The following is a 26,089-nucleotide window of genomic DNA, read 5'->3' on the forward strand; positions in this document are numbered from 1 at the left end:
TTGAACGGGATTCTCTCAAACTTGCCGCAGAGGATGCTTCAAGACAAGCCGGGCCAGTTCCCGTTTTGCGATCAGAATTTGCTGAATAGTGTCGTTTAAAAAGGCGTTATTTTTGCATTAATCTTCGACAACTTCAACCTTTGCGAATATCGCTTGAAATGAGATGTCGTTCGTCAAAGTCAACTTCGATTTCGATTGCGATGAGATCTGAGCATGGGCGTCGGCTGTTGTTTTTCGACGATTGAGGAGGTAAGCGGGCGGAAATTGGTTCTCATCTTGGAATTCTGACGACCTGAAGCTTATGAGGGAATGGAGTCACCGCGCATGCGCTCTTCCGATCAGAACAACGATGTTTCGCGTGACGAACACATCGTCTTCCACGCCCGGGGGCTGACCAAGATCTACACGATGGGCGAGGTGGAGGTGGTCGCTCTGCGCGGGGTGGATCTGGATCTTTTTCGCGGCGAGTTCGTGGTTCTGCTGGGGCCGTCCGGTAGCGGGAAGTCCACGTTGCTGAACATCCTGGGCGGGCTGGACCGGCCTACCGAGGGCACAGTGCTCTGCCGGGGACTGGATCTGGTTCAGGCAACGGAGCGGGAATTGACGCGGTTCCGGCGGCGAGTCGTCGGGTTCGTCTTCCAGTTCTACAATCTGATTCCCAGTCTCACGGCCAGGGAAAACGTGGCCATCGTCACCGAGATCAGCGAGAAGCCCATGACCCCCGAGGAGGCTCTGGATCTGGTCGGGCTGTCCAAACGCCATGATCATTTCCCGGCGCAACTATCAGGCGGAGAACAGCAGCGGGTGGCCATTGCCCGGGCCATTGCCAAGCGACCGGAAGTTCTGCTCTGCGACGAACCCACCGGCGCCCTGGACTCGGCAACGGGCATTTCCGTGCTGGAGGCCCTGCAGCGGGCCAACCAAGACCTGGGCACCACCACCGCGGTGATCACCCACAACGCGGACATCGCCCGGATGGCCGACCGGGTCGTCACCCTGAGCGACGGCAGGATCGCCTCCATCTCCGACAACCCGGACAAGATCGCGCCCAGGGAGCTGTTCTGGTGAGCGTCCTGACCCGCAAGCTGCTGCGCGAATTGTTCGGGATGCGCGGCCAGGCCCTGGCCATTGCCGTGGTCATCGCCGGCGGCGTGGCCACCCTGATCATGTCCCTGACCAGCCTCGAATCCCTGACCCTGACCCGGGACGCCTTCTACAGGGATTCCCGGTTCAGCGACGTCTTCGCCTCCCTGAAGCGCGCCCCTCAGTCCCTCCAGGAACACATCCAGGCCATCCCCGGAGTTCTGGCCGTGGAGACGCGCATCCAGGCGGGCGCGAATCTGGACATTCCCGGATACGAAGATCCGGCCACGGGGCAGTTCCTGTCCCTGCCCGACGGCCGCAACGCCGAGCTGAACAGCCTGCATCTGCGTTCCGGACGCCTGCCCCAGGCGGGTCAGGACCGGGAAACAGTGGTCGGCGAGGCCTTTGCCGAGGCGCACGGCTTCCAGCCCGGCGATCATCTGGCCGCGATCATCAACGGACGGCGGCAGGAGCTGGAAATCGTCGGCGTGGCCCTGTCTCCGGAATTCATCTATCACCTCAAGCCCGGCGACATGTTCCCGGATTTCGAACGGCACGGCGTATTCTGGATGAACCGCTCCGCCCTGGCCGCGGCCTACGACCTGGACGGCGCGTTCAACGACGTGGTGCTGACCCTGACCCGTGAGGCCCGGCTCGGGGACGTGCTGGAACGTCTGGACGAGCTGCTGGCGCCTTACGGCGGCCTGGGCGCGGTGGGCCGCGAGGAGCAGCTCTCGCATCGCTATCTCTCGGAGGAGCTGAACCAGCTGGCCAACATGGCCACCCTGTTCCCGACCATTTTCCTGGGAGTGGCCGCCTTCCTGCTGAACGTCGTCTTTTCCCGGCTGATCAGCACCCAGCGGGAGCAAATCGCCATCCTCAAGGCCTTTGGCTACGCCAATCCCCGGATCGGCCTGCACTACACCCAGATGGCGCTGCTGATCTCCCTGCTGGGCCTCTCTCTCGGCGTGGCCGCCGGAGGCTGGCTCGGGCAGCAGCTGGCGGAAATCTACCGGGATTTCTTTCGGTTTCCCTATCTTGAATATCATATCTCCCCGCGAGTGATCGCCATCGGCGCGGCGGTGACCTTTGCCGCGAGTCTGCTCGGGGTTCTGTTCTCCGTGCGCAAGGCCGTGGGACTGCCTCCAGCCGAGGCCATGCGCCCGGAGCCGCCGCCGGTCTTTCGGACCACTCTTGTGGAACGCCTGGGAATGCAGCGGTTTCTGGCTCAGCCCGCGCGGATGATCCTGCGGAACATGGAGCGCCGCCCGGTGAAGACGCTCTTGTCCGTGGCCGGGATCGGTCTGGCCTGCGGCATCCTGATGGTCGGCCGGTTCCAGGAAGGCTCAGTGGACTACCTGATCAGGGTGCAGTTCGGTCTGGCCCAGCGCGACGATCTGACCGTCACCTTTGTCGAGCCCACTTCCCGCCGGGTCCTGCACGACCTGGAAGCCCTGCCCGGCGTCTATCTCGTCGAACCGATGCGGATAGCCGGGGTCCGCCTGCACCGGGGCCATGCCAGCCACCGGACCACGATTCAGGGGCTGAAGGAGGACGGGGATCTGTTCCGCATCCTGGACGAGGATCTGCGGGTGATCGCCGTTCCTCCGGAAGGGCTGGTGCTGGGGGATTATCTGGCGGAAATCCTGGACGTGCGCATCGGAGAAACAGTGGAGGTGGAGTTGTTGGAAGGACGCCGGGAACGGCTCACGGTTCCCGTGACCGGCATGGTTCGCGAATTCACCGGAGCCTCGGCCTATATGCGCCTGGACGCCCTGAACCGCATCCTGCGAGAAGGCCAGGCCGTGTCCGGAGCCTATCTGGCGGTTGACCCGGAACAGCGGGGCGAGGTGCTGCGCCGGCTCAAGGATTCGCCGCGTGTGGCGGGGGTCACGGACCGGCAGGCGGCCATTCTCAATTTCTACGACACCATGGCCGACATGGTGCTCACCTTTGCGTTTTTCAGCACCCTGCTGGCCGGCAGCATTGCATTTGGCGTGGTCTACAATAGCGCCCGGATCGCGCTGACCGAGCGTTCCCGGGAAATGGCCAGCCTGCGGGTGCTGGGCTTCACCCGGAGCGAGATCGGCTTTATCCTGCTGGGCGAGATGGCCGTGCTGACCATCGCGGCCATTCCGGTGGGGTTTCTGATCGGCATCGGTCTGATCGCGTACATCGTCCAGGGCATCGATTCCGAACTGTACCGCATCCCGATGATCCTGGAGCCGCGCATTTTCGCCTTCGCGGCCACGGTCATCCTGGCGGCCAGTGCCGTGTCCTGGCTGGTGGTGGCCAGACGGCTGAAGAACCTGGATCTGGTGGGAGTGTTGAAGAGCCGGAATTGATGGTTGCCACGGCAAGCCCCTCAGAAGCGTTGAAATCCGGATAGAAATAACAAGAAATTGTTATCGGTTATTGGTTATCAGTTATCTGGATTTCCTGTAACTGCTAAAAAGGTCGGTCGATATGATTTCCAGTGCAAGGATTCCCTCCAGCGCGGCGTTTCGTGATCCAGCTCCCGGGGGCCAAGCTCCAGCCGAAATTTGGGCCTGAATGCGTTACTTCGTTGCCGCACTGGGGTGCGGCGCTCCCAGGATTTATATCGTTGATTGCCGCAAGTTATTGAGCAGTTACGATTTCCTAACAACAAAAATCACTGATGACTGGGCGTGACCCGCAACCAAGGAAACAGCATTATGAGCTGGCGCAAGCGCATCTTGTACGTATTGATCCTGGCCGGCGTGGCGGCGCTGCTGGTCTGGTCTTTTCGTCCGTCCCCGATCCTGGTGGACACGGAACCGGTTTCCCGCGGCCGGGTGGAAGTGGTGATCGAGGAGGAGGGGCGAACCAGGGTCGTGGACAGGTATGTGCTTTCCGCGCCCCTTGCGGCGCAGGCTCAGCGGGTGACATGGGAAGTCGGCGATGCTGTTCAGGCCGGGGACGTGCTTGCCGTACTCATGCCCCTGCCCTCGCCCGTACTGGACGCCCGGTCCACGGCCGAGGCCGAGGCGCGGGTGCGGGCCGCGGAATCAGCGGTGAACATGGCCAGGGCCGAACTCGAAGCGGCAGCGACCTCGGCTCGTTTCACCGAGAGCGAATTGGAACGTCTGCGTCGGCTCGCCGACCAGGAACTGATCGCTCGCAGCGATCTGGAACAGGCAGAAACAGCGGCCCAAAGGGCACGGGCCCAGGAGCATTCGGCCCGCTTCCGGGTGCGGACCCTGACTTCCGAATTGGAAGTGGCCCAAGCTGCACTGCGCTTTGCCGGCGACTCCCGGCAGGAAGAGGAAGGATTTCTGCAACTGCGCGCTCCGGTTTCCGGCCGCATTCTGCGCCGTCATATCGAGAGCGCCCGCGTGGTGCAGCCCGGCGAGCCGATTCTCGAAATCGGAGATACGACGGTCCTGGAAGTGGAGGTGGACGTACTTTCCTCGGATGCCGTGCGCCTGGAACCGGGCATGCGCGTGTCCCTGGAGCGCTGGGGCCGCCCGGAGGCCCTGGAAGCCCGGGTCCGGCGCGTGGAGCCCCTGGGCTTCACCAAGATTTCGGCCCTGGGCGTGGAGGAGCAGCGCGTCCTGGTCATCGCCGACCTGATCTCGCCCCCGGAGCAATGGGCCAGGCTGGGCCACGGCTACCGGGTCAACGCCCGGTTCATGCTCTGGGAGGCGGAGGACGAACTGCGCGTGCCCACCAATGCGGTGTTCCGCCACGGCGACGGCTGGGCTCTGTTCACGGTGGAAGATGACCGCGCCCAACTGCGGATGGTCGAACCGGGCCGGCGCGGCGGCTTCTGGACGCAGATCCTGTCCGGAGTCGAAGAGGGAGAAATCGTGGTCGTCCACCCGGACCGGGACGTCCAGGACGGCGTCAGGGTGCGGATGAGAAATGCGGGGGATGGGTAGGGCCGAGTCCGTCTACAATCCAAAACGTTCATGCATCCTATCGTGACACTGTCGCAAAAAGGCGAGCATTTCCGACAAGTCACCGGTGTCGTAGTAGCGAATCATGCCGGCGTTGTATTCATGCAGCCACTTGGCAGGGATGGATATGGGAGGGAGAGCGTTGCTCATCAGCAAGCCGTTCATCATCAGCAGACCTGTACGCTTGTTGCCGTCAAAAAAGAACTGATTGCGGGCGAACAACAGATGCAGGGCATAGGCCTGGTCGCGCAGGCTGTATTGCTCCAGAGCTTCGATCATGGCCTGGAAAAGGTCGTCCAGGCTTTCCGGCTCCGGCGGTTGATAGTCCGTCCCGGAAATGCCGACGCGGCCGGAGCGAAAGGCCCCGACCTCCAGGGCTTCATCCTTGGCGATGATTGACTGCAACTCGCAGGCAACCTGCTTGCTGACCTGAAAGGCATCCTCCTCCACCAGGAAAATCAGCTTTTTCCAGCCCAGAGCCTGTTGCTTCAACTTTTCCTCGTCCGCCACCTTATGCCCGCCCACGGTGATGCCCTGAAGGTAGGTTTGCACCTCCGGCATGCTAAAGGGCATGCCTTCCAGGGCCTGCACGTCGTAGACCAACTCGGCGAAGAGTTTTTTGGCGATGAATACCGCTCGAAGAATGTCCGTGCGCATGGAGGAGGTGCTCGGGTTACCGCGCTGTGCGCCCCAAATCCGGAGCATCAGCCGGAGTGAGCAGGTGCGGGGGCAGGTTGATGGGCTCGTTGCGCAGGCTTTTTGGGTTTATGGCCACTTCCAGACCGGCGATTCGTTCGATCATTTTCTCCGAGAGCCCCTGGTCCCTGCCGCTGCGGACCAGGGTGCGCAGGGTTGGAAGGGTATCTTTTTCCATATGATCAGCCGCTTATCCGATTATTCATCCATTTGTTCGAGAAGGATAAAGAGATTCATTCCCTGGAAGCCTTGACGGACCCATTTTGGCAAGTTCTGGAATGGATGTGTGGAGACCATGACCGCCAGGGAGAACACGTTGTCGCTCCTCTCAAGTTGCTTCCAGCGGGCTTCCCAGCCCAGATTTTGACCACCGGTAAACGGGAGTCAAGTTCGGGAACCCAACGGTGACGTTGGTATGACGCGGGTCGTAAATCGCTGTGGTATCCGCCAAGATGCCCAGATTGACCACGTCCACCGAGGGTGAATAGATACTCCGGACGCAGCCCGATTACAACAGAAGAAACCACTACTTTCGATTTGCATGAAAATTGAAAACTGGATATTGACGGATCATGTTTTCCCGAATTCTCCAGTCCGATAGATTGGCCCGGCGATCCTGCTTTCTCTGGGGGCCACGTCAGGTTGGGAAGAGCACGTTGTTGCGGGGACTCTTTCCCGAGGCCCCATATTATGACCTGCTCGACGCTGCCTTGTTCCGACGTCTCAGCGCCAACCCCGCCCTTCTGGGCGAGGAGCTGAGCGCCCAGGGCTGGGAGCAGGGGCGGCAACCTTGGCCGGTCATCATTGACGAAGTCCAGAAGTTGCCGGAACTCCTGGATGAAGTGCACCGACTCATGGCCAGACACGGTTGGCGCTTCATTCTCAGCGGCTCCAGCGCCCGGAAGCTGCGCAAGGGGGGAGGAAACCTGCTCGGAGGCCGGGCGGTGAGCCGAGAACTCCTGCCCCTGACATCACAGGAAATTCCGGACTTCGACCTCGAACGCGCCTTGAATCACGGCCTGCTTCCAGCTCATTATCTAGACGCAGACCCCGACGATCTGATCGCGGCGTACGTCGGCACGTATCTCAAGGAAGAAATTCTGGCGGAGTCCCTGGTTCGCAGCCTTCCGGTCTTTCAACGGTTCCTGGAAGTGGCGGCGCTTTCCAACGGTCAACCGATCCAGTTCGCGACCATGGCGCGGGAAGTCGGGCTTTCGGGTCCCGGTGTGCGAGGACATTTTGAAATTCTGACCGACACGCTGCTCGGTTTCTGGGTGCCGGCGTGGCAAAAAAGTCAAAAACGTCGGACAGTTTCCACGCCGCGATTCTATTTTTTCGACATCTGTCTGGTCAACGACTTGGCTCGCCGCGGTGCGTTGCGTCCAGGTTCCGTGGAATTCGGCGCGGCCTTTGAGCACTTCATCCTCATGGAACTGCGGGCCCATTGCGCCTACTCAATCAAATCCTATCCCCTATCCTACTGGAGAACCTCTTCCGGCCTGGAAGTGGACGTCATCCTTGGCCAAGGCGACGTTGCCATTGAAATCAAATCTTCCGACCGCCCAAACGTCGATCATTTGAAAGGGCTGCGGGCCTGGAAGGAGGAAAACCCGGCCAGTCGGTGCATCCTGGTCAGCCGGGCAGCCGCGCCCCGGATCACCGACGACGAGATTGAAATCCTACCCTGGAAGGCATTCCTCGACCTCCTCTGGGACGATGCCCTCCATCCTGATCAACCGCGAAAATATGGTTAGCTGAGTGTTGAAAAAGTCCTTTTCCGGCAGTTCGTTCAAAAACCCCAAGTGCAAGGAGCAAAAGAAGTTCAAGATCGAAGTGTATTTACTGATACGTGAGAGTTTGAACTTTTTGCGGCGACGCAGCAATTGGGGATTTTTCAACGAACTGATTAGGGCGATTCCCTCAGGGCATTGTTCCAGGCCTGCTCATCCCAGTCGGGGCCGGAATACGACCCCTCACGGTTGTTCACGATTTTCTTCGATGCGCTTTTATTGATTGCTCGTTAACGACAAACCAAGGAACAACGCATGCATTTTACCCAGCAACTTCTGATCAAGAACATGTTTCAGGCCCCCATACAAGACCACCCGGACCAGGAAATCGTATATGCGGAATCCCGGCGCTTCACCTATGCCCAGTTCCGGGAACGGGTGGCCCGGCTGGCGGGGATGCTTCTGGCCCGGGGCGTGAAGCCCGGGGATACCGTGGCCGTCATGGATTACGACAGTCACCGCTACCTGGAATGCTACTACGCCGTGCCCATGATCGGGGCGGTGCTGCACACCATCAACATCCGCCTTTCCCCGGAGCAGATGGTCTACACCATTGGCCATGCCGAGGACGACGTCATCCTGGTCAATTCAGATTTCCTGCCCCTGGTGGAGCAGATCAAGGGCCGGCTGGACACCGTGCGCAGCTTCATCCTGCTCACGGACAACGACGAGGCGCCACAGACCTCCCTGCCCCTGTCCGGGGAGTACGAGGCCCTGCTGGCCGCCGCCGAACCAGTCGTCGATTTCCCGGACCTCGACGAGAACACCCGCGCCACCACCTTCTATACCACCGGCACCACGGGGCTGCCCAAGGGCGTTTTCTTCAGCCACCGGCAACTGGTCCTGCACACGCTGGCCTCGGTGGCCGCCTTCAGTTCCAATGCCACCCAGGGTCGCTTCCACCGCGAGGACGTATACATGCCCATCACGCCCATGTTTCACGTCCATGCCTGGGGCATCCCCTATATGGCGACAATGCTTGGCGTGAAGCAGGTTTATCCGGGCAGGTACATCCCCGAGGTTCTGGCCCGGCTGATCAGCACGGAAAAGGTTACGTTCAGCCACTGCGTACCGACCATCCTGCACATGCTGCTGACGGATGCCAAATGCTCAAGGTACGATCTGTCGGGATGGAAGGTGGTCGTCGGCGGGGCTGCCCTGCCCAAGTCCGTGAGCAAGGCGGCCCTGGACCGGGGCGTGGACATATTCGCGGGCTACGGCATGTCCGAGTCCTGCCCCATTCTGACGCTGAGCCACCTGTCGGACGCCGAGATGCTTCTGAATCAGGAGCGACAGGTTGCCCTGCGTACCCGCACCGGACGCCCGCTGCCCCTGGTCCGGCTGCGCCGCCTGGACGACGAGGGGCAGGAGGTCCCCGACGACGACAAGACGCCGGGGAACCTGCAGGTGCGTGCGCCATGGCTGACCGCGTCCTATCTCAAGGATGAACGCAACTCGGAGAAACTCTATCATGACGGCTGGATGAACACCGGAGACGTGGCCTGCCGCGACGCATCGGGCAGCCTGCGGATCACGGACCGGACCAAGGACGTGATCAAGGTCGGCGGGGAATGGCTCAGCTCTCTGGAACTGGAGGACATCATCCTGCGCCATCCGGACGTGGCCGAGGCCGCGGTGATCGGCAAGCCGGACCTGCGCTGGGGAGAAACGCCCCTGGCCCTGGTCGTGCCCAGGCAGGGAGACACGCCTTTGGAAAAGAAAATCGTCCATCACGTCAAGAGTTTCGTGGACAAGGGCGTACTGCCCAAGGAGGCCGTGCTGATCAAGGTCCGCCTGGTGGAGACCGTCGCCAAGACCAGCGTAGGAAAAACCAACAAGATCGCCTTGCGGGAGATGTATCTGAAGGACGATGAGTGAGTTCAAGGCTCGAGACGGCAGGCATGCACCGGGACCTTCTCGCGAATTGAGATCGGACCTATGGATCGTCAGTACGTTCATGCATCACGCTGCCACCGTTGCATCTTATAGGGCGTGCCATCCCGTGGCCGCCCTGACAAATGGGTGTCGGTCTCGACATTCTGACAACTTTGGTTGAAGCTTACGAACAAAAATATTTCGTAACTCCTCAGCTGCGTTCCGGCTTGTCGGGAGAAGTGTTGAGTAGTTACAATATTTTACCCATGGAACTTCCAGACCCCGTGGAGGCGATCAAATTCGCATGGACCAGATGGCCTGCACCCCAAGGATCTGGAGTACATGATCGATCGCGGAATCGAAACGATCCGGGTTTCATGAAAAGTAACTGTTCAGCATGCTACTGCCTGCGGACTTTGGCATCGCAGTCGGCGTAGGTATCGGTATCGCAAGCGGAGCTATGCGTTGGTCTTTTCAACATTTTTCGAAACCGATTCCGACCCCGACACCGACCCCGACACCGACCCCGATGTCGGAGGCAGCGCGCACACCTTGTACTGAATAGTTATCATGAAAACAGATCGCGCCGCCAATCCCAGCAGTGCTTCCGCGATTGATGTCATGCTGTTTTCATCCTTGATTCGGGTAACAGCTCAACACCCTCGCCCATGAAGGTCTTGAAGAGCTTTCTGCGGATATCGGAGAAGGCATTTCGCGGACTCATTCGTAACTGCTCAGCAAAGCCAGAAAAAGACCTGGATACCGGCCTTCGCCGGTATGACTATCGTGGCAAAGGCTTGTCCAGGTACGTCATTCCGGCGAAAGCCGGAATCCAGCGCTGGAGAATGATCGTGCACCGTATGTGCTGAGTAGTTACACTCATTCTTCCTATACCCAGGAGGGATCAAAATGGACGGCCTGTTCTGGCTGGCTTTACTGGTTACGGCAGGGGCGTTCTTGTCGTTTTCGGAGATAGCTTTTGCGGCGGCTCGGCGGATGCGTTTGGAGATGCGCGTTCGCGAGGGCGACTGGCGTGCACGTTTGGCATTGCAGCTGCGCGAGCAGCCAGGTCGATTCTTCACAGTCATTCTTGTCGGCGTGAACGTTCTCGGGGTGCTTGGCGGAATGCTTGCCGAGGCGGTCTTGGCGCCTTGGTTTCAGGCGCTGATGGGCGGTGCCGACCCATGGCGTCTACCCCGCGGTTTTGAGCTTCAAACCAGCCTTGTGGCCTCAATAGCAGCTTTTTTTCTGGTCACGCTGGCCTTTGTACTGTTCTCTGACTTGATCCCAAAACGCATTGCGTTGTCTGTTCCCGAGACCGTTGCAAGGCACACTGCCAAGCCGATGCGCTTGCTGATCTGGGTAATGAGTCCGATCGCTTGGGTCATTGACGGCATCGCCTCAGGCATAATTCGACGTCTTGGGATCCAGCTCAAGCATACGGAAGCCGTAACCGCGGACGAAATCATCGCGATAACCGAAGCCGCGGCGCAGTCCGGCGAAGTGCTCATTGAAGAGCAGACGTTGATTTCAAAAATCTTTGCTCTCGATCAACGGCTGGTCACGTCGTCAATGACGAGTCGCGACGACATTGCTTGGTTGGACATGCAGGCCGTGCCGGAGCGGCTGTCGGAGTTGATGCGCAAGCATCCACGACGCCGTTTTCCTGTGTGCGAAAAGTCGCTCGATCGTCCTGTGGGCTACGTCGAGACACACGATCTGCTCTCCCGTCTGCTGGCTGGTGAACCTATGGCCCTCACGCCCGAGACAATTCATCGGGACCTGTTGGTTTTTCCCGATACGCTGACTCTGCTCGAAGCACTGGAAGCGTTTCAGGAGGCCGGTCAGGATTTCGCCCTGATTATCAACGAATACTCTATGGTGGTGGGGCTGATCACGCTCCGCGACGTGATGGACACCGTCATGGCCGCAAGCAATTGGGCCGTAGAAGAACGCATGATCGTCCGCCGCGAGGGGGACTCTTGGCTCATCAATGGACTTACCCCGGTGGACGAAGTCTGTTCGGTGCTTCAGATCGAACGCTTCGAAGAAGACGAACATTTCGAAACGTTGGCCGGATTCCTGATGTGGAAATTGCGCAAGATTCCCCGCCTCGCCGACGCCGTCGAGCATGCCGGTTACCGATTCGAAGTCGTCGCGGTGGAACACTTTCATATTACGCAAGTTCTTGCCATTCGCCTCAAACCGTCCGAGCCGCCTCCAGAGACCATTCCGTAGGGCGATGATCGCGTTGACTCAAAGTAGCAGCGAAAAACCGAACCAATGGGTTTTACAGAGGCGTTTCACGGGTCAGGCCGCCTTGCTCAGATCTCCCACTCAAAAAACTCTATTTCTGTAATAACCCAGGCAATTCTCTGAGAGCTATGGCCATCCTCCTGCCACAGCACGATAATCCGACGCAATCATTCATCTTGGCAACAAGGCTGCTGTTTCATCTTGCACCCTGCTTGTTCGCCTCGTATTTCTTCTGGTCAACTGGATAGTCCCAAGAGCCGCTTCTCAGCTCAACCTTGCCTCCAAAGCCTGTCTTGAACCGGTACAGTCCATGAAACCGATGCCGCGGATCCGAACCCGGCGATACTCCTCCCATGTCGTAGGCCGTGCATCCATGATCTTTCGCGTAGAGCATCGCTTCCCAGTGCAGGAGATACGGAGCCATGAAGTTGCGTTTCATATCCGCTGAAGCACCGTAAAGATAATACGCGGTCCGCCCTGATATGGCGACGATGGCTCCGGCCAGAAGATCACTGCCATGGTGCGCCAGCAGCAATGAAACTTCCGAGTTCATCGGATTGCGGGCTTGAACGAGGAACATGGCCGCGAATTTGGAATATTCCTGAAGGAAAAAACCATTCCGCAAAGCGGTTTGCCGGTAGAGATCATAAAAAGCCGGAAGTCGCTCCATGGTCGTTCTCTGGACCAGGACATCCTTGCGTCGGGCCAAGCCGATATTATACCGAGTCTTGGGTTTCATGCGCGAAAGGATCGTTTGCTCTGAACCACTGATCTCCACAACCAGGGAACTGGGTACGGACATGTCCATGGACGCTTTCCTCAACTTCCAATTCCGTGTGCCCATGTTCATTCGCAATTCCTGAAGCCTGGTTTCGGGAAAAGCACTCCAACCATTCTCCTGCATTTCCTCGGCATACGGAGACGCCCAAGGCAGGTCAAAGCGGATAAAGGCAATGTCTTGGTCAAAGCTATCGATCAAAGACTCGGAAAAGTCCTCGAGAAACGGCCCGTATTCATCAACTCTCGGAGCAAACTCCGGACCTTGGGGAATGCAGGCGTACAGATCGTTGTCCTTGTTTCGCTGGATAAGCACCAAAACATCGCCCCAGTTTTTTGACGAAACGATTTCGTAGGCCAAGGTCTGCAATCCACTTGTTTTTTTGACCTGTGCCCAATACCGGCTTTGATAAAGAATGTTTGTTGGATACAGCTCGCAGGTACTTTTCGAAGAAAGTTGAATCATAATGAACTCCTTCTTTGAGTCTTTCTAAAAACAAAAAAATGGGCTCCGGCAAAACCGGAGCCCATCATGCACAAAAGTACAAGTATTTTGTCGAGAAAAATTCATGCAACCTTATACCTGCAATTCAAACAAAGCAAGCTTGCTGGAATTATGTTTTTTAAAAATGATATTGTTGATGATGGACCTGGGTTTGAGGGAGGTGATGATCCTTGAGGCGCTGGGTACGAAAACAACGGAATTTAGGAACACGCCATCACGATCCATATTCAATTAAAGTGGACCCATTTTTCCGTGTGCGCGCTTCCGGACATCCGGCATGGTTGCCTATTTCCGGAGGGCAATGTGGCCGTGTTGCGGTTGTCGAAGAAGTTTGGGGACGAGTTGAGTGAGAGTGGCAGTATGCTGAAGCGTTTTTCACGCGCATAACCTGAATGAACCAAAAATGAGTCATCTCATGGGCGACACGAAAGGGAAAAAAGAATAGGCCAAGGACAACACAAAGATGGCAAGAAAGAGAGACAGAAAAAGGAGAAGCGACGATGCTGAAGATCATCGCTTGAGCCTTGAGTAACTGCTCAAAATCTTGTGGCAATCAGTGGGTTGAATCCAGGGAGCGCCGCACCCCAGTGCGGCAGCGGTGTAACGCACCCAGGACAAAGTTCCGGCTGAAACGTGGCCCCAGTAGCTGAATCGAAACTCCATCCCGGAAATACCCCTTGCACGGCAAACCTCATCGCCCGACCTTTTTGAGCAGTTACAGCCTTGACCCTCATATTCGGAACATGACAAAGGAATTTGAATGTTTTATCCATATCTTCGCCAAACATGGTGACAGAACACTTACCCATTGAGGAGGACCATGCATGCGGCGTCTTGGCGGATTGATTTCCCTTCTCCTGCTGCCTCTCATCGCGATCATCGTCTACAGTTCGCTTCGGTCGTATTTTTTCAAAGACCCGCCTATTTGGACATTCGAAATGTCCCTCTTCCTGTTCGGTTCCTTCTTCATGCTCGGGGCAGCCTATTGCCATATGGACAAACGGCACGTGGCTGTGGACGTCCTCAACCACTACCTTCCCCCGAAGTGGCGGCGGATTCAGGGCATATTTTCTGAAGGAGTCGTGCTTTTCGTGGCCTTGGTGCTCATTTATGTCAGCATTCCCAATGCTTGGCGTTCAACCATGATGCTGGAGCGCTCCACCCACCAGACTCCGTTCAACCCCCAAATATGGTGGTTCAGGTGGGTCATCCCCATTGCCTGCGCGCTCATCTCCTGGCAGGCCTTCAAGGACATGCTGGCCCTGATCCTGAACAAGCCGAGACAGTCCGCGGAAACCCAATGCCCAAAGTGAGAACCAGGAAGTGATCAACTATGGACCGTGAACTGTACCCACTTTTGATGTTTCTCTGCCTCATCCCCCTCCTGGCTTTGGGTGTTCCCATCTCCTTCTCCCTGGCGACCATAGCCATCGTCTTCTCCTACTTCCTTTGGGGACCTGGCGCCTTGAACATCCTGGTTTCGGCAACCTGGGGAACCATGAACAATTTTGTGATCATCGCCGTCCCGCTGTTCATTTTCATGGCCTACGTCCTCCAGAAAACAAATATCGTGGAAGACCTCTACGATACCTTCTACAAGTGGTCTGGAGCACTGCGCGGCGGACTGGCCATCGCCACGATTCTCGTGGGGGCGGTCCTCGGGGCGGTTTCCGGAGTGGTGGCTGCAGGCGTTATCGGCCTTGCACTGATCGGTCTTCCGCAAATGCTCAAGCACGGCTACAACCGCCGTATAGCTTTGGGCTCGGTTCTCGGCGGCGGTACGCTGGGACAACTTATTCCACCCAGCACGAACATGGTTCTCTACGGCGCAGTAACCGGGGTGTCCATCGGCGGATTATTCGCCGGAGGCATCTCCGCGGGAATACTCCTGGCCTCGCTCTACATCGTCTACGTGGTTGTGCGCGGGCTCCTGGACCCGACGTTCGCCCCCTCCCTTCCGCCGGAAGAGCGAGCTAGCTGGAAGGAAAAGGTCGTTTCCACGAAAAGCGTCTTGTTTCCGATACTCTTGATCGTCATCGTCCTCGGCTCCATTCTGAACGGTGTGGCCAGTCCCACGGAAGCCGCCGCTTACGGGGCGGCCGGCGCACTGCTGATTGGCGTGCTCAACAGGCGTCTAACCTGGAACATCGTCTACTCCAGCTGTCAACAAACCCTGAGCGTAACGGCCATGGTCGGATGGATGATGATTGGCGCCAGCGCCTTCGGCTCAGTCTTCGCCGGCTTGGGCGGCAATACCTTGGTATCCAACCTCGCCATGAACATGCCCGGCGGGGCAAACATGGTCTTCCTCGTGGCCGCTGTTTTTGTTTTCTTCCTGGGAATGTTTCTCGAACCGGGCGCCGTTATTTTTCTGGCCGTTCCGATTATCGCTCCCATTCTCGCCAACCTGGGCTTTGATCCGCTTTGGGTCGGCCTCGCCTTCAACGTACTGTTGCAAAGCGCCTATCTTTCCCCGCCGTTTGGGTTCAGCCTGTTCTATTTGAAGGGATGCACGCCTGCCGACACTGACATCGTCGAGATCTACAAAGCGAGTATCCCCTTTCTGCTCCTGCAAGCGGTATGCATCACCTTGATCTTTCTTTTCCCCGGAATCGTCATGTGGCTGCCCAGGTACCTGTTTGGGTAGCAGTTTGGCCATACATTTGTTTTGCGGGAAAATTATGAGATATTTCCGACAAGGAGGGATTCAACAAACCACAGTATGCACACACAGCAACCGAGTAAAGATCCAGAGACTGCGTGACATTAGGGCTTGATCGGCCCATACACATCAACAGTTCACTATCAAAGAGGGGAGTGTAGCATGAAAAAGATTTTTACGATTTGTATGACAATCGTTTTTCTGGCGATCTTGTCCCATGCGGCCTATGCACAACAGGTGCGATGGAGGCTGGTGACCCACGCCATGCCTGGGACAGAACAGCAGCGCATTGCCGAGGTCTTCAGCGAGACGGTGAAGACCCTTTCGAATGGGCAATTTACCATCGAAACATTCCCGGCGGGTGTCTTATTCCCTGTCTTTGAAACCTTTGACAACCTGGCCAACGGTGTGGTGAACGCGGCCATGGTTTACAGCGCCTACTGGACCGGCAAAGACCCGCTCTTCAATTTTACGACCCAGCCGGGCTCGCCGCTGAGCACCTACGCCGAGGGGGCCTATCTGGTGGAAAAACTCGAGCCATGGTTTGAAAAACTGTATGCCAAGCACAGGATCACCTATCTCGGGCACGCCATGGTCAGCCCGATCTACGAACAGCTGATGTCCGTGGTACCCATCGACTCCATCGACAAACTGCAGGGGCTGCGCATCCGAGCGTCGGGCATGGGCGGCCAGTTTTACAGGGCGCTGGGCGCAACCCCGGTTTCACTGTCCGCTCCCGAGATTTACACGGCGTTGCAGACCCGCAGCATCGAAGCCGCTGAATGGACCTTCTGGGACGAGAATATGCGCATGGGATTCCATGAAGTGGTCTCCTACGTGAAGGATCCTGCCTTCCAGAACGGAACCTGCGAATACTTTCCGCTGGTGGTCAACCCGGCCAGCTGGAACGCCCTTTCTCCGGAATATCAGGAAATCGTCCTGGCTGCCCGGGATCGCATCCGCTACCTCTCAGCCATGGTCTACAACCATGAAATCATGGCCCGCGAGAAGTGGAAAGCCCTGCCGAACATCACCGTGGTCCGGTGGAGTCCTGAAGAGGAGGCCCAGGCCCGCAGCGTCGGGCACAAGCTGGTGTACGAAGAGGCCCAGAAGAGCGCCGGAGGAAAAGAGTTTTTGGAGATTTACCGCACGGCCCTCTGGGATCTGGGATACAAGGCCGAGGCCAAGGAACTGGGCTACGAGGAATAACTCAGGCCCTGGACCTGCTTCTTGAAAAAAGGGCCGTCCTCATGGGGGCGGCCTTTCTGGTGTTGGACGCGTCTCCGGACAAGCGCAAGCAAGATTTTTGCCTTGGATGAAACGCCTTTCGCCCCAGCGACATGGCGAGATGTTCCCAGCGATTTCACCCAGTTTACCCTACCCTTGATGATCCGTTTCTCACTGGAGGTCACGGCATGGCAGCTTGCAGCATTGATCACATCGCGGTGACGGCCCCCTCCTTGGAGATCGGGGCTGAATTCATCCAGGAATCTCTGGGCGTGACTTTGGAGCCGGGCGGGAAGCATCCTCGGATGGGGACGCACAACCTGTTGCTCCGCCTTGATGCAACCCTTTATCTAGAAGTCATTGCCCCAGACCCAAAAGCACCACAGCCCGGTAGGCCACGCTGGTTCGGCCTCGACAAGCTTCAATCCGACTCTTCCCCGGAACTTTCTGCATGGATCGCCCGCACCGAGGATATTCGTTCCGTGGTCGCTTCCAGTACCGAGGATCTAGGCGCCATTGAAACCATGCATCGCGGCGGACTGCAGTGGCTGATCACCATCCCGGCAACCGGTCGGGCTCCAATTGACGGGGTCGCTCCGGCGCTCATTGAGTGGCCCCAAGGCGTCCACCCGACAGAGAATCTCAGAGACCAGGGTCTTTCCTTGATCGAGTTGCAACTGGTCCATCCGGACCCGAACCGGATCACCCAACTGTTGGCTTCCTTGAATATTAGAGGGCCGTTAAAGGTTTGCACTCCCTCCTTGGGCGAGGCTCCGCACCTGCGCGCCGTCTTGGGCACGCCACAAGGTACACGTACCCTCTCCCCTTTCCCGTGGGAGAAGTAATTCGCCATCTTGCGGAGTTCTGTTGACGATCTCAGAATCCGAGCCTCAACTCCAGTAGCCACAGGTAACATTGACCAACCGAAAAACGTTGCCCAATGCCCAAAGGGTGGAGAACTGCCGCAAGGCTTTTCTCCGCGACTGTCCTGGTCCATTACCGCTACAGTAATTATATCGGACAAGTGGGTAGCAATAGGGTAGCAAAAGAAAAAGGGCTTAAAGCATTTTAGCTTTAAGCCCTTGAAATTTCTGGTAGCGGGGGGAGGATTTGAACCTCCGGCCTTCGGGTTATGAGGCCATGGTTATAGCTTTACCGCCATTTACTATTATATACTAAAACATGATGAATATTTCTATAATAGCTCGATTTTATTAAATAAATACTTGACTAATGTTCTTTCTCTGACTATACTTCACTCTATATTTTTGCTCAAAATGTTGGGCTCAGTGTTGGGTTGAAATAGAATTAAGATCAAGAAAAATCAGTTTGTTACTTATACCAACAGCGAATGTTGGGATTTTATCAAGGGGGGAGGCACTATGAGCAAGCGACACAAAACACAGTATGCTGGCGTTTATTATGTCGAGGTGCCCAGGCTTGGCGGCCCTGGCACAGAGAAAAGCTTTATCGTCAGCTACAGGGATAAATCAGGAAAGCAAATCGAGGCTCGCGTTGGTCGCCAATATCGTGACGGGATGAACCCTAAGCAGGCCAGTATTGAACGTGGCAAGTTAATCGAAGGGAAGACCCTCGCTCCAAAACAGGAGCGGGAGAAGCGAATTGCTGAAGAGGAAGCGATCCGGATTGCCAGTGAGGCGGAAAAGAATCGACCCACTATGGCTCGATTGTGGGAAGAATTTTACACAGCAAAGTCTGACCGGAAATCCCTAAACAGCGAAGTGGGGCGTTGGAATCTTCACCTTGCCCCCTTCTTGGCAGACAAGATGCCTAATGAGCTTTTGACCTTGGACATTCAGAGGATCAATATGTCAATGCGTAACAAGGGACTCTTCCCACAGACTCGGAAACATGTTTTAGTTTTGCTCAAAAGAATAATCAATTATGCAGTAGACATGGGTCGGATTGATCCTCCATATAGCGCGAAATTCAAAATCGATGTTAAGACCGAGATCGGCAAGATTGACAATGAAACCACTGAAGACTTGACCCCCGACCAGTTGCGACAATTTCTTGATGTTGTCCAAAATGCCCCGGATACTGACCGGCAAGGCTCGGACGTCATGCGCTTAGCATTGGCAACAGGCATGAGAAAGTCAGAACTTTTCAAGTTACGTTGGGATGATATCAACTTTGACAAGCAGCACATTCGGATCACAGGCCCAAAAGGTGGTAAAACTGAAACAATTCCTCTGAACAGCACAGCGCGTGCAATATTCGAGAGTATCCAGAGGGTTCAAATCGTGGAAGATGGTTGTCAAGTTTATTCTCCATGGGTATTCCCTGGTAGAAATCCCCTGAACCATGTTTCATGCTTGAAAAGGCAAGTACAGAATATTAGGAAAGCGGCCCAACTGCCCGAGGGGTTCCGACCATTGCATGGATTGCGTCATACCTTCGCTTGCGCTTTGATTAGCTCTGGCAAGGTTGACCTTGCCACATTACAAAAACTTTTGACCCATAAAAGTCCCCAGATGACACTGCGATATGCGAAAGTAAGGTGCGAAAGGCTGAGCAATGCCTCAAGTGTTATGGATGATATTCTGACCAATGCTCAGACCTCAGAGGAGCTAAGCAAAGTGACCAGCTTGGACGAGGCCAGGCGCTTTGCAGGGTGATAAGCAGGATAGGCGATGATTATATACCGGTGCGGATGCTGCAAAAGATTGCGTTTTACTGATTAAACGTATTAAACGAACTAGGTCCGTTCGTTGTGATTCCATTTTCTTGAACAAGCCAGTCCATCTGGCAGCCTTTAAGGAAGCCATTTTAGAACTCGCTATCTTCCATATTTCATATTTTTTCTGTTTTGCCTGACCTACTTGAAGAAATAATGGATTAGATAATTTATCCGTTTTTTCAAACCAAAAAATTCAAAAGGAGTTGTCAAGATGATACAAAGATTTAATTTACTTAAGTAGTGCACCAATTACTTAGCCCATTTCGGCCAAGGTGCAGCACCTTGTTCATCTTTTGCTGAATCATTTGTTGCTCAACATCAACTGTGCGCTAAACTTCCGTATCGCGCTTAACATTTGTATAATCTCATTCTTCACGTCTAAGGATATTTCACGAAGCCATCGCTTGATCGCAAGGTCATAATCCACAGTCACCTCAAAGACACATGAGCCCTGAATATCTTCCCAATGGTGACAACCCCAAATTGCAAACAGAGACTTCTGCCCTATGTTTGGAAAAGCTATGATGTTGATGACCTGCGTGTCTTTCGGCTCAGTGAGCAATTGACGGTAAATGATCTGCTTGTAGTGGTCGGTGTTCTTCCCCTGCCACTTGGCCCCATTTAGAAACCGATAATCTTTGGCATCAACAAGGACATTAAAATTTCCGCTCTTAAAGCGGATATCGAACTCTGGCTGCATGCCTTTTTTAGCGGGTGTGTTGGGCCATCCATACCATTGTCCATGCGGTAGTGTGCGCTTGCTCAAACCAGGTGCTAGAAGGTCGCGAAGCACTTGTTCCCAAATGTCCTCGAAATCCCTTGTGTAAGAAAGAAGCTCCTCCCGAATTTGATGCTTTGCGCCAAAAAGGCTGGACTCGCACAAAAATGAACTAATCGCGTTGATTAAAAAACGGCCACGTTCATCATAAGTTGAAGCTCTCAGATCACGGAGATAACTACGCGGCTTGGCCTTAACCTCGCGAAAAACGTTTGCATCAAGCGATTTTGCCCCTTCTAAGTTATTATGCTCACCAGTAAGTGCGAAGATTTCCTTTAAGCAAGCAATGTGGAGCAGGCACAAAGGATGCGCCATATCCCGCTTCCTTGCATGATGGACTGTGTTGTCGAAGAATATCTCTCGCCCGCTCAATGCCGTTGTGGAGGAGCGGAGGGTGCGAGCCCAGTTAACGGGAAGATTTGTTTTGTTTAACGCTTGCCGAAAAGATTTACGAATATACAAGCCGTTGTCACGATAATCCCCTCTGAGTCTGAGTGCCGCTTCGAAAGAATCGAGCACTGGGTCTGTAGCGCGAAGCTCCCGGTCCAAAAGAAGGTTGGTCTTGCTATAACCCAACGAAAATTTGGTTTCTCGCCTGACCTTCTTGAAAATCCGTATTAACCGGTAAATCTGCTCCCGTTTGTATGCTGGTTCTTCAAGGCGTGCTCGCGCATCTGGTGAACTGAAGGCCTTCGGGAGAACGATAAGGAGTGAGTTTGTTTCAATTTCGCGGTGAAAACCAACGCAACTCACCGAAGTACGTTCAACGAATCCATTATCGGCAAGACTCCGCCATGTCGATTTGCTGCATTTTTTCTCGATGTCTTCGCGAGAGTCACCGGCTACCACAAACTCAAGTCGGTTAGGGATACTCATGACATTCTGAATTAATTCTGCGCCTGAAGTAGGCTTGATGCCTGTTCAACTTTGGTGGTTGAAAACCCTGATGCTGGTTCAAGGATGATTAAAAGTTCCGGTTTGAATCCAGCTTGCAAACCGTTTTCTCGAATGTTTGCTTGCACTTCACCGAAGACTTCCGGTCCGTCAGAATTAAACGGTGAAAGGTCGGACAACTGTTCATCTTTGAAAACATCGTGCCAGAGGTAAAAGAGACACTTGTTCAAGAATGCATCCCATGACACCAAGCCGTCCCTCGCCGGTTTAATGAACCAAGGCCCAAGTTGTTTATCCTCCATTCTGTCACGGACGATATTTTTATTTATCCTCTTTACAATTTTTATCCAGTCCCACTTGGTCTTTCCATCATCGAGAAATGGACGGACACCATCCGTGTATGTAAGCAGTTGATTGAAATCTATAGGACAAGCTACCCACTGCCATCGACGTTTGAAAGCAGAGTCCATCGGAAAGAGAGATTGATCACTAGTGTTCATCGTAGCAAGAAGAGAAAGATTCGATGGAAAATACAGTTTATCATCCTCAGCGATATTGTATTTAACGGATCTTTGTTTGAAGTAAGCGACCAACTCAGCTTTGGGCGTGATGCCAAATTCGCTGAAGCCCGCGTCATCGCGGTCAAGGAGTTGAAACACATCTCCAAAAATGGCCGCGCAGTCACCACGATTGATTTCCTCGATTACCAAAAAAACATGGTCATCGGTACTAAAGGCGGACTCTAACGCTAGCGTAAGCGGACCAGGAACAAAAGCAAAATAGTTAACTGGTCTCGAAATGATGACGCCATCGTGACCGACGACTTGATTGGTAGAGTCGGATTCAGAACCAACCACCGGGCGATAACTCCCGATAAAGTCAGCATTACTATATTCAGGATGAAATTGAGTACGAAACATTAGGGAAGATCTGACATTCTTTTTAATTTCTGTGCTTTTCCCAGTCCCTGGCGGTCCGAAAAATATGCGGTTACATCCCACAACTTCGTTACTGGTTGCGCTATGATTAAAGTTGTCAGCATCAGCGTTTTTACCTGAAAGAGGTGCGTCAAGATAAGTCAAAAGCTCAGAACCTAAGACAGAGGTGGGAATGACTGAATGTTCAATCCATACTTCGGAGTTTACTTCAATTAAATTAGGAAAAAGCAAAATTAATTCCTGATCTGTTAACCCTAAATACTTAGACAGCTCAACTCGGAAATCGTCCCGATTTGTCGGGATGGGCGATAGCGCTACATCACTTGCCTCCGTCAACCGGCCGTTCCCTAGATGTTCCGCAATATGAGCTGTATTGCCATTAAGAGTTGGGATTCCAAACCTGAAAACCCAAGTCATCAAACTCTGGACTTGTACATCCAGGACAAGTTTATTGTCATGAATGGCACGAAGTGCATTAATCCAATTACTTACGAGGCTTACAGTTGTCGGCAGAGCATTTTTTGATGCGTCGAAGAGCTTTGGTTGTCGCGGTCCAGAGCCAACCAATCCTGTATAAATTCTATTAAGGTATGTCTGTCGCGGCCCCTCTCTGTGGCGAAACAGTCTTCGAAATTCATTCCCTTGTGTCGCTCCTGGCTCAAAATATACATTTCGGGCGTCCTCCGTAATCGGCAAGGTCACTCCATTCAAATCAAACGCGGCTTGTGCCAAGTCGTATGATTCAAAAGTATACTCTTTACTTGCACCATGACAGGCCTTGTGACGTAGAAACATGAGAACATGCCAAAGCCCATTAGTGCGGATAAAAAAACCATCACCTTTAAAGGTGAGATGATTCGCTGCCTCAAGAACCTGTTGTATGCTAGGAAAGCCCATATGTTATTTTGTAACAAGGTGCTTATCGAGGTTAAAACGCATGCCCTTTAATGGACGGTTAAAAACAAGTTCATTATTTTTTTTAGAAAACTCCACTGTGGCTTGCAAATGTTTTTCACTTTGCTCTACCTCACAGTTAATTTGATAGGCAAGAGTCCTTGCGATGTGTGACGCCAGTAAACAAGGGACCGCATTGCCAACTTGCCGGTACTGGCGGGCAAGTGGGCCAAAAAATTTGAAATTATCTGGAAAGCTTTGAAGACGCGCACCCTCTCTCACACTAATACCTCTTTGTTGCTCAGGGTGTGTAAACGCACCGCATGTAATATTATTAAAGTAACAGGTGATTGTTCTTGCAGGCATTTTCCAACTCAAACGACCGTATGTCGTTGTGTGGTCCTTTAACGCAACACGCTTGAATCGCGGAGGCCGGATCTCCTCCGGGATGCTTTTCCAGTTTTTTCCCTGCGGAATATATTGTATAAGGTTAATATTATAATCATTTGTGCGGTGACAAACGTGATTCTTCAAATCACGTTCCTTTCCGCGGCACCACTTTACAAAATCATTCTCTGCACGTCTGCCTTTGAAATATCCAGCCAATTCTGACGTCCCTCCGCCATTTTCAATCGGTGGAAGGTCTGCAATTGCATCCGCTACAGTTCGCCAACTAGGTTTCTCGCGTTCAAATTTTGAAAAAATCGTATCCTGAAGGTCTAACTGCTCAAACGGATAAGAATGCGTCGGGCTTGGAAAAACAATAGGCGCTCCATGACGGTTGCCAATGAGAAAAAGTCGGTATCGTAGTTGAGGAACTCCATAATCTGCGGCCAGTAGGATATCAGCACCACAGCGATACCCGATCTTTTCGAATGCCCTGAAAATATCTGATATTAGATCACGATTATGTTTATGGAGCAATCCAGGCACATTCTCCATTACGAACCATTCAGGCTGGACTTCTGCAATAAGACGGTGAAAGTGGTGGAACATCTTATTTTTGGGGTCATTGGGGTCCCGTTTCCCACGAAGGCTTACACCTTGGCAGTTTGGTCCACCAACGATAACCGGAATATTTCTTGTTCCAGCCGCTTCAAATATATCCGACGCCTGAATTTGCTCAATGTCAGAGCAAACAGTTCTACAGTCTGGGTGGTTAAACCTGAACGTCTCTATCGCCGCAGGATCATTGTCTAAGGCAAAAATAGGTTTAAATCCAGCCTTCTCAAATCCTACCGACAGCCCTCCAGCCCCGCAAAAGAGGTCAACAAAAGGAATGAAGGAGGCGGGTAATTCTTTCTTGGTTATCATGATTCTTTAATATTTGATGATGAGAATGATAATGGTGTAATGATCATGTTGTGATGACAATTCTTTTTCATCAGGGACTACCCTGACTCCCGACAAGCAACAATTTACTGACCTCTACGAAAAAATGTAAAAGCCATCAAGATTTTATTCAAAATAAAGAATCATAATATTATTTTTCATTAATTGAATAAAATTGATATAAATAATATTATCTTATGCTACGATCAAGCTGCAGTCGTCTGGCATTAAGTCCTTTGGCGTTGCCTAGCAAGGAAAAACATCTTCCATCCATTCAAGCCCTTCATCCAATTGTGTCCTCGAATTAATCTGGCCCGGCAAGCCCAGGCCAAGAACTTTGACTCCTCCTTCGATATATCTTTCGTAACGTTCGTGATGATGCCCATGTATTATTAACCGTGCTCCCATACATCTGGCCAGATCGCCGAGTATATGGAAGCCGTTGGGATGCGATTCAGGGGCTTCATGTAGGACAAGTACATCTGCCTTCATGTTTGCTAAATATTCCAGATCTTCCATAAAAATTTCAGCAAGATGATCATTGCCGGACTGGTTCTTATGCGACCAATCCGTTCTGGTTAGTATGGATGGGTGAAGATCTCTCACCTCTTCAAACCTGTCAAATTCAGAAATATCAAGTATTTCTTTGTTGAACACACCATTTATTCCAGCCACACGCAACCCACCAATTATAACTACATTCCTGTGGAGACAGCGCTCTCGCATAGAGTCCAATCTCTGAATGTATTCAGCTTTGTATACATCATGATTGCCTAATATATACCATGTTTTGTCAGCCATCGACCCTAGGATATATCGTAAATCTTGTGGCGGTTCTAGATCACCAAGTAATATAATGTCACTTGCATAAAGACCGTGAGCCAGAATTTGACTGAAATCACCATGTAAATCTCCGAAAACAAGTGTTGGCATGAATCAACTCCCTGAAAATCAAAGTTTTACCTAACAAATTATAGCCGTTTGTTTATCGCTTAACACACTCTGCGATAGCGAAGAGCGATCAGTTAGCCTCTTAAGCGACACATTGGTAATTTGTTTTTCATTACCAGCAAAAAGTAATTGCTATTTACTCCAAATCGAAAGCATAAACACATATGTGTATATAAACATCTGATTTAATTATACTTTTTACGGATTAAATATTTCATTCACAACAAACAATAATGTATTGAGATGAGAAAACAATTATAGGTAAAAAAAATTTAAAAATGTATTGACATGACTGTCCATTATTATAAAATACTCAATCTGACTTCGAATTATTGTAATTTGTCATCAATTTTTTTATGGGAATATTAATGGTAATAATAATCCATTTGCATATATTTGTCAACTAAATTTTTAATGTACATTATAATTTTCAATATATTTTTTTTTAACAACCAATTTATACGTAATATTATAATATACTTTTTATTAATCTATAACCAGTGCATTTTACTGTACTGCAGAAGAAGGTGAATAGAATGAGCAATGAACAAGTCACACAAAAAGTCTTAAATGAAAAAGATGCAGCGAAATTTTTAGGATTAAGTGCTAAGACACTTCAATCTTGGCGATGGAAAGGAAGCGGACCTGATTATCTAAAATTTGGAGATGGGCGTTGTGCGGCAGTGCGTTACGAGATTGCGGCTCTCGAAGATTTTAAAAAAAGAAGCAGAGTTACATCATAATATAAAATTGTGATAGTTTCAAAAACAAAATCATGAGAAAGGTAGTTGAATGTGAGAGGCGTAACCT

General features: G+C 53.0%; 20 protein-coding genes. 13 read left to right on the forward strand and 7 right to left on the reverse strand.

Annotated features, from left to right (window positions below; translation table 11 throughout):
• The first annotated feature begins 324 nt into the window (after nt 1-324).
• The 3 genes from ACYQ15_RS14130 (at nt 325) to ACYQ15_RS14140 (ending at nt 4,985) form a co-directional block, all read left to right on the forward strand.
• A complete protein-coding gene (locus ACYQ15_RS14130) occupies nt 325-1,068 on the forward strand; it encodes an ABC transporter ATP-binding protein (protein ID WP_459938150.1) in 744 nt (247 codons plus the stop codon).
• Nucleotides 1,065-3,428, forward strand: a complete 2,364-nt coding sequence (locus ACYQ15_RS14135; protein ID WP_459938151.1) for an ABC transporter permease — start codon at nt 1,065-1,067, stop codon at nt 3,426-3,428. The genes ACYQ15_RS14130 and ACYQ15_RS14135 overlap by 4 nt, the downstream gene beginning before the upstream one ends.
• 351 nt (nt 3,429-3,779) lie before the next feature.
• The gene (locus ACYQ15_RS14140; RefSeq protein ID WP_459938152.1) at nt 3,780-4,985 is read left to right on the forward strand and encodes an efflux RND transporter periplasmic adaptor subunit; all 1,206 of its coding nucleotides are present in this window, start codon (nt 3,780-3,782) and stop codon (nt 4,983-4,985) included.
• 12 nt (nt 4,986-4,997) lie between these two features.
• On the opposite strand, the gene ACYQ15_RS14145 is transcribed toward ACYQ15_RS14140, so the two are convergent.
• Both ACYQ15_RS14145 and ACYQ15_RS14150 read right to left on the reverse strand, forming a co-directional pair.
• Nucleotides 4,998-5,660: a Fic family protein gene (locus ACYQ15_RS14145; protein WP_459938153.1), complete on the reverse strand. Its 663-nt coding sequence runs from the start codon at nt 5,658-5,660 to the stop codon at nt 4,998-5,000.
• 16 nt (nt 5,661-5,676) lie between these two features.
• Nucleotides 5,677-5,877: a hypothetical protein gene (locus tag ACYQ15_RS14150; protein ID WP_459938154.1), complete on the reverse strand. Its 201-nt coding sequence runs from the start codon at nt 5,875-5,877 to the stop codon at nt 5,677-5,679.
• A 394-nt stretch (nt 5,878-6,271) separates the two neighbouring features.
• Between ACYQ15_RS14150 and ACYQ15_RS14155 the strand changes: the two genes are divergently transcribed.
• The 3 genes from ACYQ15_RS14155 to ACYQ15_RS14165 all read left to right on the forward strand — a co-directional run bounded on the left by ACYQ15_RS14155 (nt 6,272) and on the right by ACYQ15_RS14165 (nt 11,602).
• A complete protein-coding gene (locus ACYQ15_RS14155) occupies nt 6,272-7,453 on the forward strand; it encodes an ATP-binding protein (RefSeq protein WP_459938155.1) in 1,182 nt (393 codons plus the stop codon).
• A 291-nt stretch (nt 7,454-7,744) separates the two neighbouring features.
• Entirely contained in the window at nt 7,745-9,367 is a 1,623-nt protein-coding gene (locus ACYQ15_RS14160; protein WP_459938156.1) for a fatty acid--CoA ligase, read from the forward strand.
• A gap of 906 nt (nt 9,368-10,273) precedes the next feature.
• Complete coding sequence (locus tag ACYQ15_RS14165) at nt 10,274-11,602, forward strand: hemolysin family protein (RefSeq protein WP_459938157.1); 1,329 nt, start codon at nt 10,274-10,276, stop codon at nt 11,600-11,602.
• A gap of 214 nt (nt 11,603-11,816) precedes the next feature.
• Here the strand turns inward: ACYQ15_RS14165 and ACYQ15_RS14170 are convergent, their stop codons facing one another.
• The gene (locus tag ACYQ15_RS14170; RefSeq protein ID WP_459938158.1) at nt 11,817-12,863 is read right to left on the reverse strand and encodes a lipid II:glycine glycyltransferase FemX; all 1,047 of its coding nucleotides are present in this window, start codon (nt 12,861-12,863) and stop codon (nt 11,817-11,819) included.
• A 66-nt stretch (nt 12,864-12,929) separates the two neighbouring features.
• Between ACYQ15_RS14170 and ACYQ15_RS14175 the strand changes: the two genes are divergently transcribed.
• The 6 genes from ACYQ15_RS14175 (at nt 12,930) to ACYQ15_RS14200 (ending at nt 19,430) form a co-directional block, all read left to right on the forward strand.
• Nucleotides 12,930-13,076 carry a hypothetical protein gene (locus tag ACYQ15_RS14175; protein WP_459938159.1) on the forward strand — a complete coding sequence of 49 codons (147 nt, stop codon included), beginning with the start codon at nt 12,930-12,932 and terminating at the stop codon, nt 13,074-13,076.
• Nucleotides 13,077-13,726: 650 nt separating this feature from the next.
• A complete protein-coding gene (locus tag ACYQ15_RS14180) occupies nt 13,727-14,215 on the forward strand; it encodes a TRAP transporter small permease subunit (protein WP_459938160.1) in 489 nt (162 codons plus the stop codon).
• A 20-nt stretch (nt 14,216-14,235) separates the two neighbouring features.
• On the forward strand, nt 14,236-15,549 hold the full coding sequence (locus ACYQ15_RS14185) for a TRAP transporter large permease (protein WP_459938161.1): 1,314 nt from the start codon (nt 14,236-14,238) through the stop codon (nt 15,547-15,549).
• A 177-nt stretch (nt 15,550-15,726) separates the two neighbouring features.
• On the forward strand, nt 15,727-16,773 hold the full coding sequence (locus ACYQ15_RS14190) for a TRAP transporter substrate-binding protein (protein WP_459938162.1): 1,047 nt from the start codon (nt 15,727-15,729) through the stop codon (nt 16,771-16,773).
• Between the two features lie 206 nt (nt 16,774-16,979).
• On the forward strand, nt 16,980-17,636 hold the full coding sequence (locus ACYQ15_RS14195; protein ID WP_459938163.1) for a VOC family protein: 657 nt from the start codon (nt 16,980-16,982) through the stop codon (nt 17,634-17,636).
• Nucleotides 17,637-18,173: 537 nt separating this feature from the next.
• Nucleotides 18,174-19,430 (forward strand): tyrosine-type recombinase/integrase, encoded by a 1,257-nt coding sequence (locus ACYQ15_RS14200; RefSeq protein WP_459938164.1) that lies wholly within the window; start codon nt 18,174-18,176, stop codon nt 19,428-19,430.
• 363 nt (nt 19,431-19,793) lie between these two features.
• Here ACYQ15_RS14200 and ACYQ15_RS14205 read toward each other — a convergent pair whose 3' ends face one another.
• From ACYQ15_RS14205 to ACYQ15_RS14220, 4 genes are all read right to left on the reverse strand, one after another.
• Entirely contained in the window at nt 19,794-21,146 is a 1,353-nt protein-coding gene (locus tag ACYQ15_RS14205) for an LlaJI family restriction endonuclease (protein ID WP_459938165.1), read from the reverse strand.
• A gap of 11 nt (nt 21,147-21,157) precedes the next feature.
• On the reverse strand, nt 21,158-22,999 hold the full coding sequence (locus ACYQ15_RS14210; RefSeq protein ID WP_459938166.1) for an AAA family ATPase: 1,842 nt from the start codon (nt 22,997-22,999) through the stop codon (nt 21,158-21,160).
• Nucleotides 23,000-23,002: 3 nt separating this feature from the next.
• Nucleotides 23,003-24,310, reverse strand: coding sequence for a DNA cytosine methyltransferase (locus tag ACYQ15_RS14215; RefSeq protein WP_459938167.1), 1,308 nt, complete (start codon nt 24,308-24,310; stop codon nt 23,003-23,005).
• A 264-nt stretch (nt 24,311-24,574) separates the two neighbouring features.
• On the reverse strand, nt 24,575-25,261 hold the full coding sequence (locus tag ACYQ15_RS14220; protein ID WP_459938168.1) for a metallophosphoesterase family protein: 687 nt from the start codon (nt 25,259-25,261) through the stop codon (nt 24,575-24,577).
• Nucleotides 25,262-25,815: 554 nt separating this feature from the next.
• Between ACYQ15_RS14220 and ACYQ15_RS14225 the strand changes: the two genes are divergently transcribed.
• On the forward strand, nt 25,816-26,022 hold the full coding sequence (locus ACYQ15_RS14225; RefSeq protein WP_459938169.1) for a helix-turn-helix transcriptional regulator: 207 nt from the start codon (nt 25,816-25,818) through the stop codon (nt 26,020-26,022).
• Nucleotides 26,023-26,089 lie beyond the last annotated feature (67 nt).

The organism is Desulfonatronum parangueonense (genome assembly GCF_054656975.1).

Coding starts and splice junctions, on each gene's coding strand:
- ACYQ15_RS14220 (WP_459938168.1), bottom strand. CDS start 25,261: ATGCCAACACTTGTTTTCGGAGATTTACATGGTGATTTCAGTCAAATT.
- ACYQ15_RS14175 (WP_459938159.1), top strand. CDS start 12,930: ATGCACAAAAGTACAAGTATTTTGTCGAGAAAAATTCATGCAACCTTA.
- ACYQ15_RS14145 (WP_459938153.1), bottom strand. CDS start 5,660: ATGCGCACGGACATTCTTCGAGCGGTATTCATCGCCAAAAAACTCTTC.
- ACYQ15_RS14200 (WP_459938164.1), top strand. CDS start 18,174: ATGAGCAAGCGACACAAAACACAGTATGCTGGCGTTTATTATGTCGAG.
- ACYQ15_RS14155 (WP_459938155.1), top strand. CDS start 6,272: ATGTTTTCCCGAATTCTCCAGTCCGATAGATTGGCCCGGCGATCCTGC.
- ACYQ15_RS14205 (WP_459938165.1), bottom strand. CDS start 21,146: ATGAGTATCCCTAACCGACTTGAGTTTGTGGTAGCCGGTGACTCTCGC.
- ACYQ15_RS14225 (WP_459938169.1), top strand. CDS start 25,816: ATGAGCAATGAACAAGTCACACAAAAAGTCTTAAATGAAAAAGATGCA.
- ACYQ15_RS14190 (WP_459938162.1), top strand. CDS start 15,727: ATGAAAAAGATTTTTACGATTTGTATGACAATCGTTTTTCTGGCGATC.
- ACYQ15_RS14150 (WP_459938154.1), bottom strand. CDS start 5,877: ATGGAAAAAGATACCCTTCCAACCCTGCGCACCCTGGTCCGCAGCGGC.
- ACYQ15_RS14215 (WP_459938167.1), bottom strand. CDS start 24,310: ATGATAACCAAGAAAGAATTACCCGCCTCCTTCATTCCTTTTGTTGAC.
- ACYQ15_RS14140 (WP_459938152.1), top strand. CDS start 3,780: ATGAGCTGGCGCAAGCGCATCTTGTACGTATTGATCCTGGCCGGCGTG.
- ACYQ15_RS14165 (WP_459938157.1), top strand. CDS start 10,274: ATGGACGGCCTGTTCTGGCTGGCTTTACTGGTTACGGCAGGGGCGTTC.
- ACYQ15_RS14180 (WP_459938160.1), top strand. CDS start 13,727: ATGCGGCGTCTTGGCGGATTGATTTCCCTTCTCCTGCTGCCTCTCATC.
- ACYQ15_RS14130 (WP_459938150.1), top strand. CDS start 325: ATGCGCTCTTCCGATCAGAACAACGATGTTTCGCGTGACGAACACATC.
- ACYQ15_RS14195 (WP_459938163.1), top strand. CDS start 16,980: ATGGCAGCTTGCAGCATTGATCACATCGCGGTGACGGCCCCCTCCTTG.
- ACYQ15_RS14210 (WP_459938166.1), bottom strand. CDS start 22,999: ATGGGCTTTCCTAGCATACAACAGGTTCTTGAGGCAGCGAATCATCTC.
- ACYQ15_RS14170 (WP_459938158.1), bottom strand. CDS start 12,863: ATGATTCAACTTTCTTCGAAAAGTACCTGCGAGCTGTATCCAACAAAC.
- ACYQ15_RS14160 (WP_459938156.1), top strand. CDS start 7,745: ATGCATTTTACCCAGCAACTTCTGATCAAGAACATGTTTCAGGCCCCC.
- ACYQ15_RS14185 (WP_459938161.1), top strand. CDS start 14,236: ATGGACCGTGAACTGTACCCACTTTTGATGTTTCTCTGCCTCATCCCC.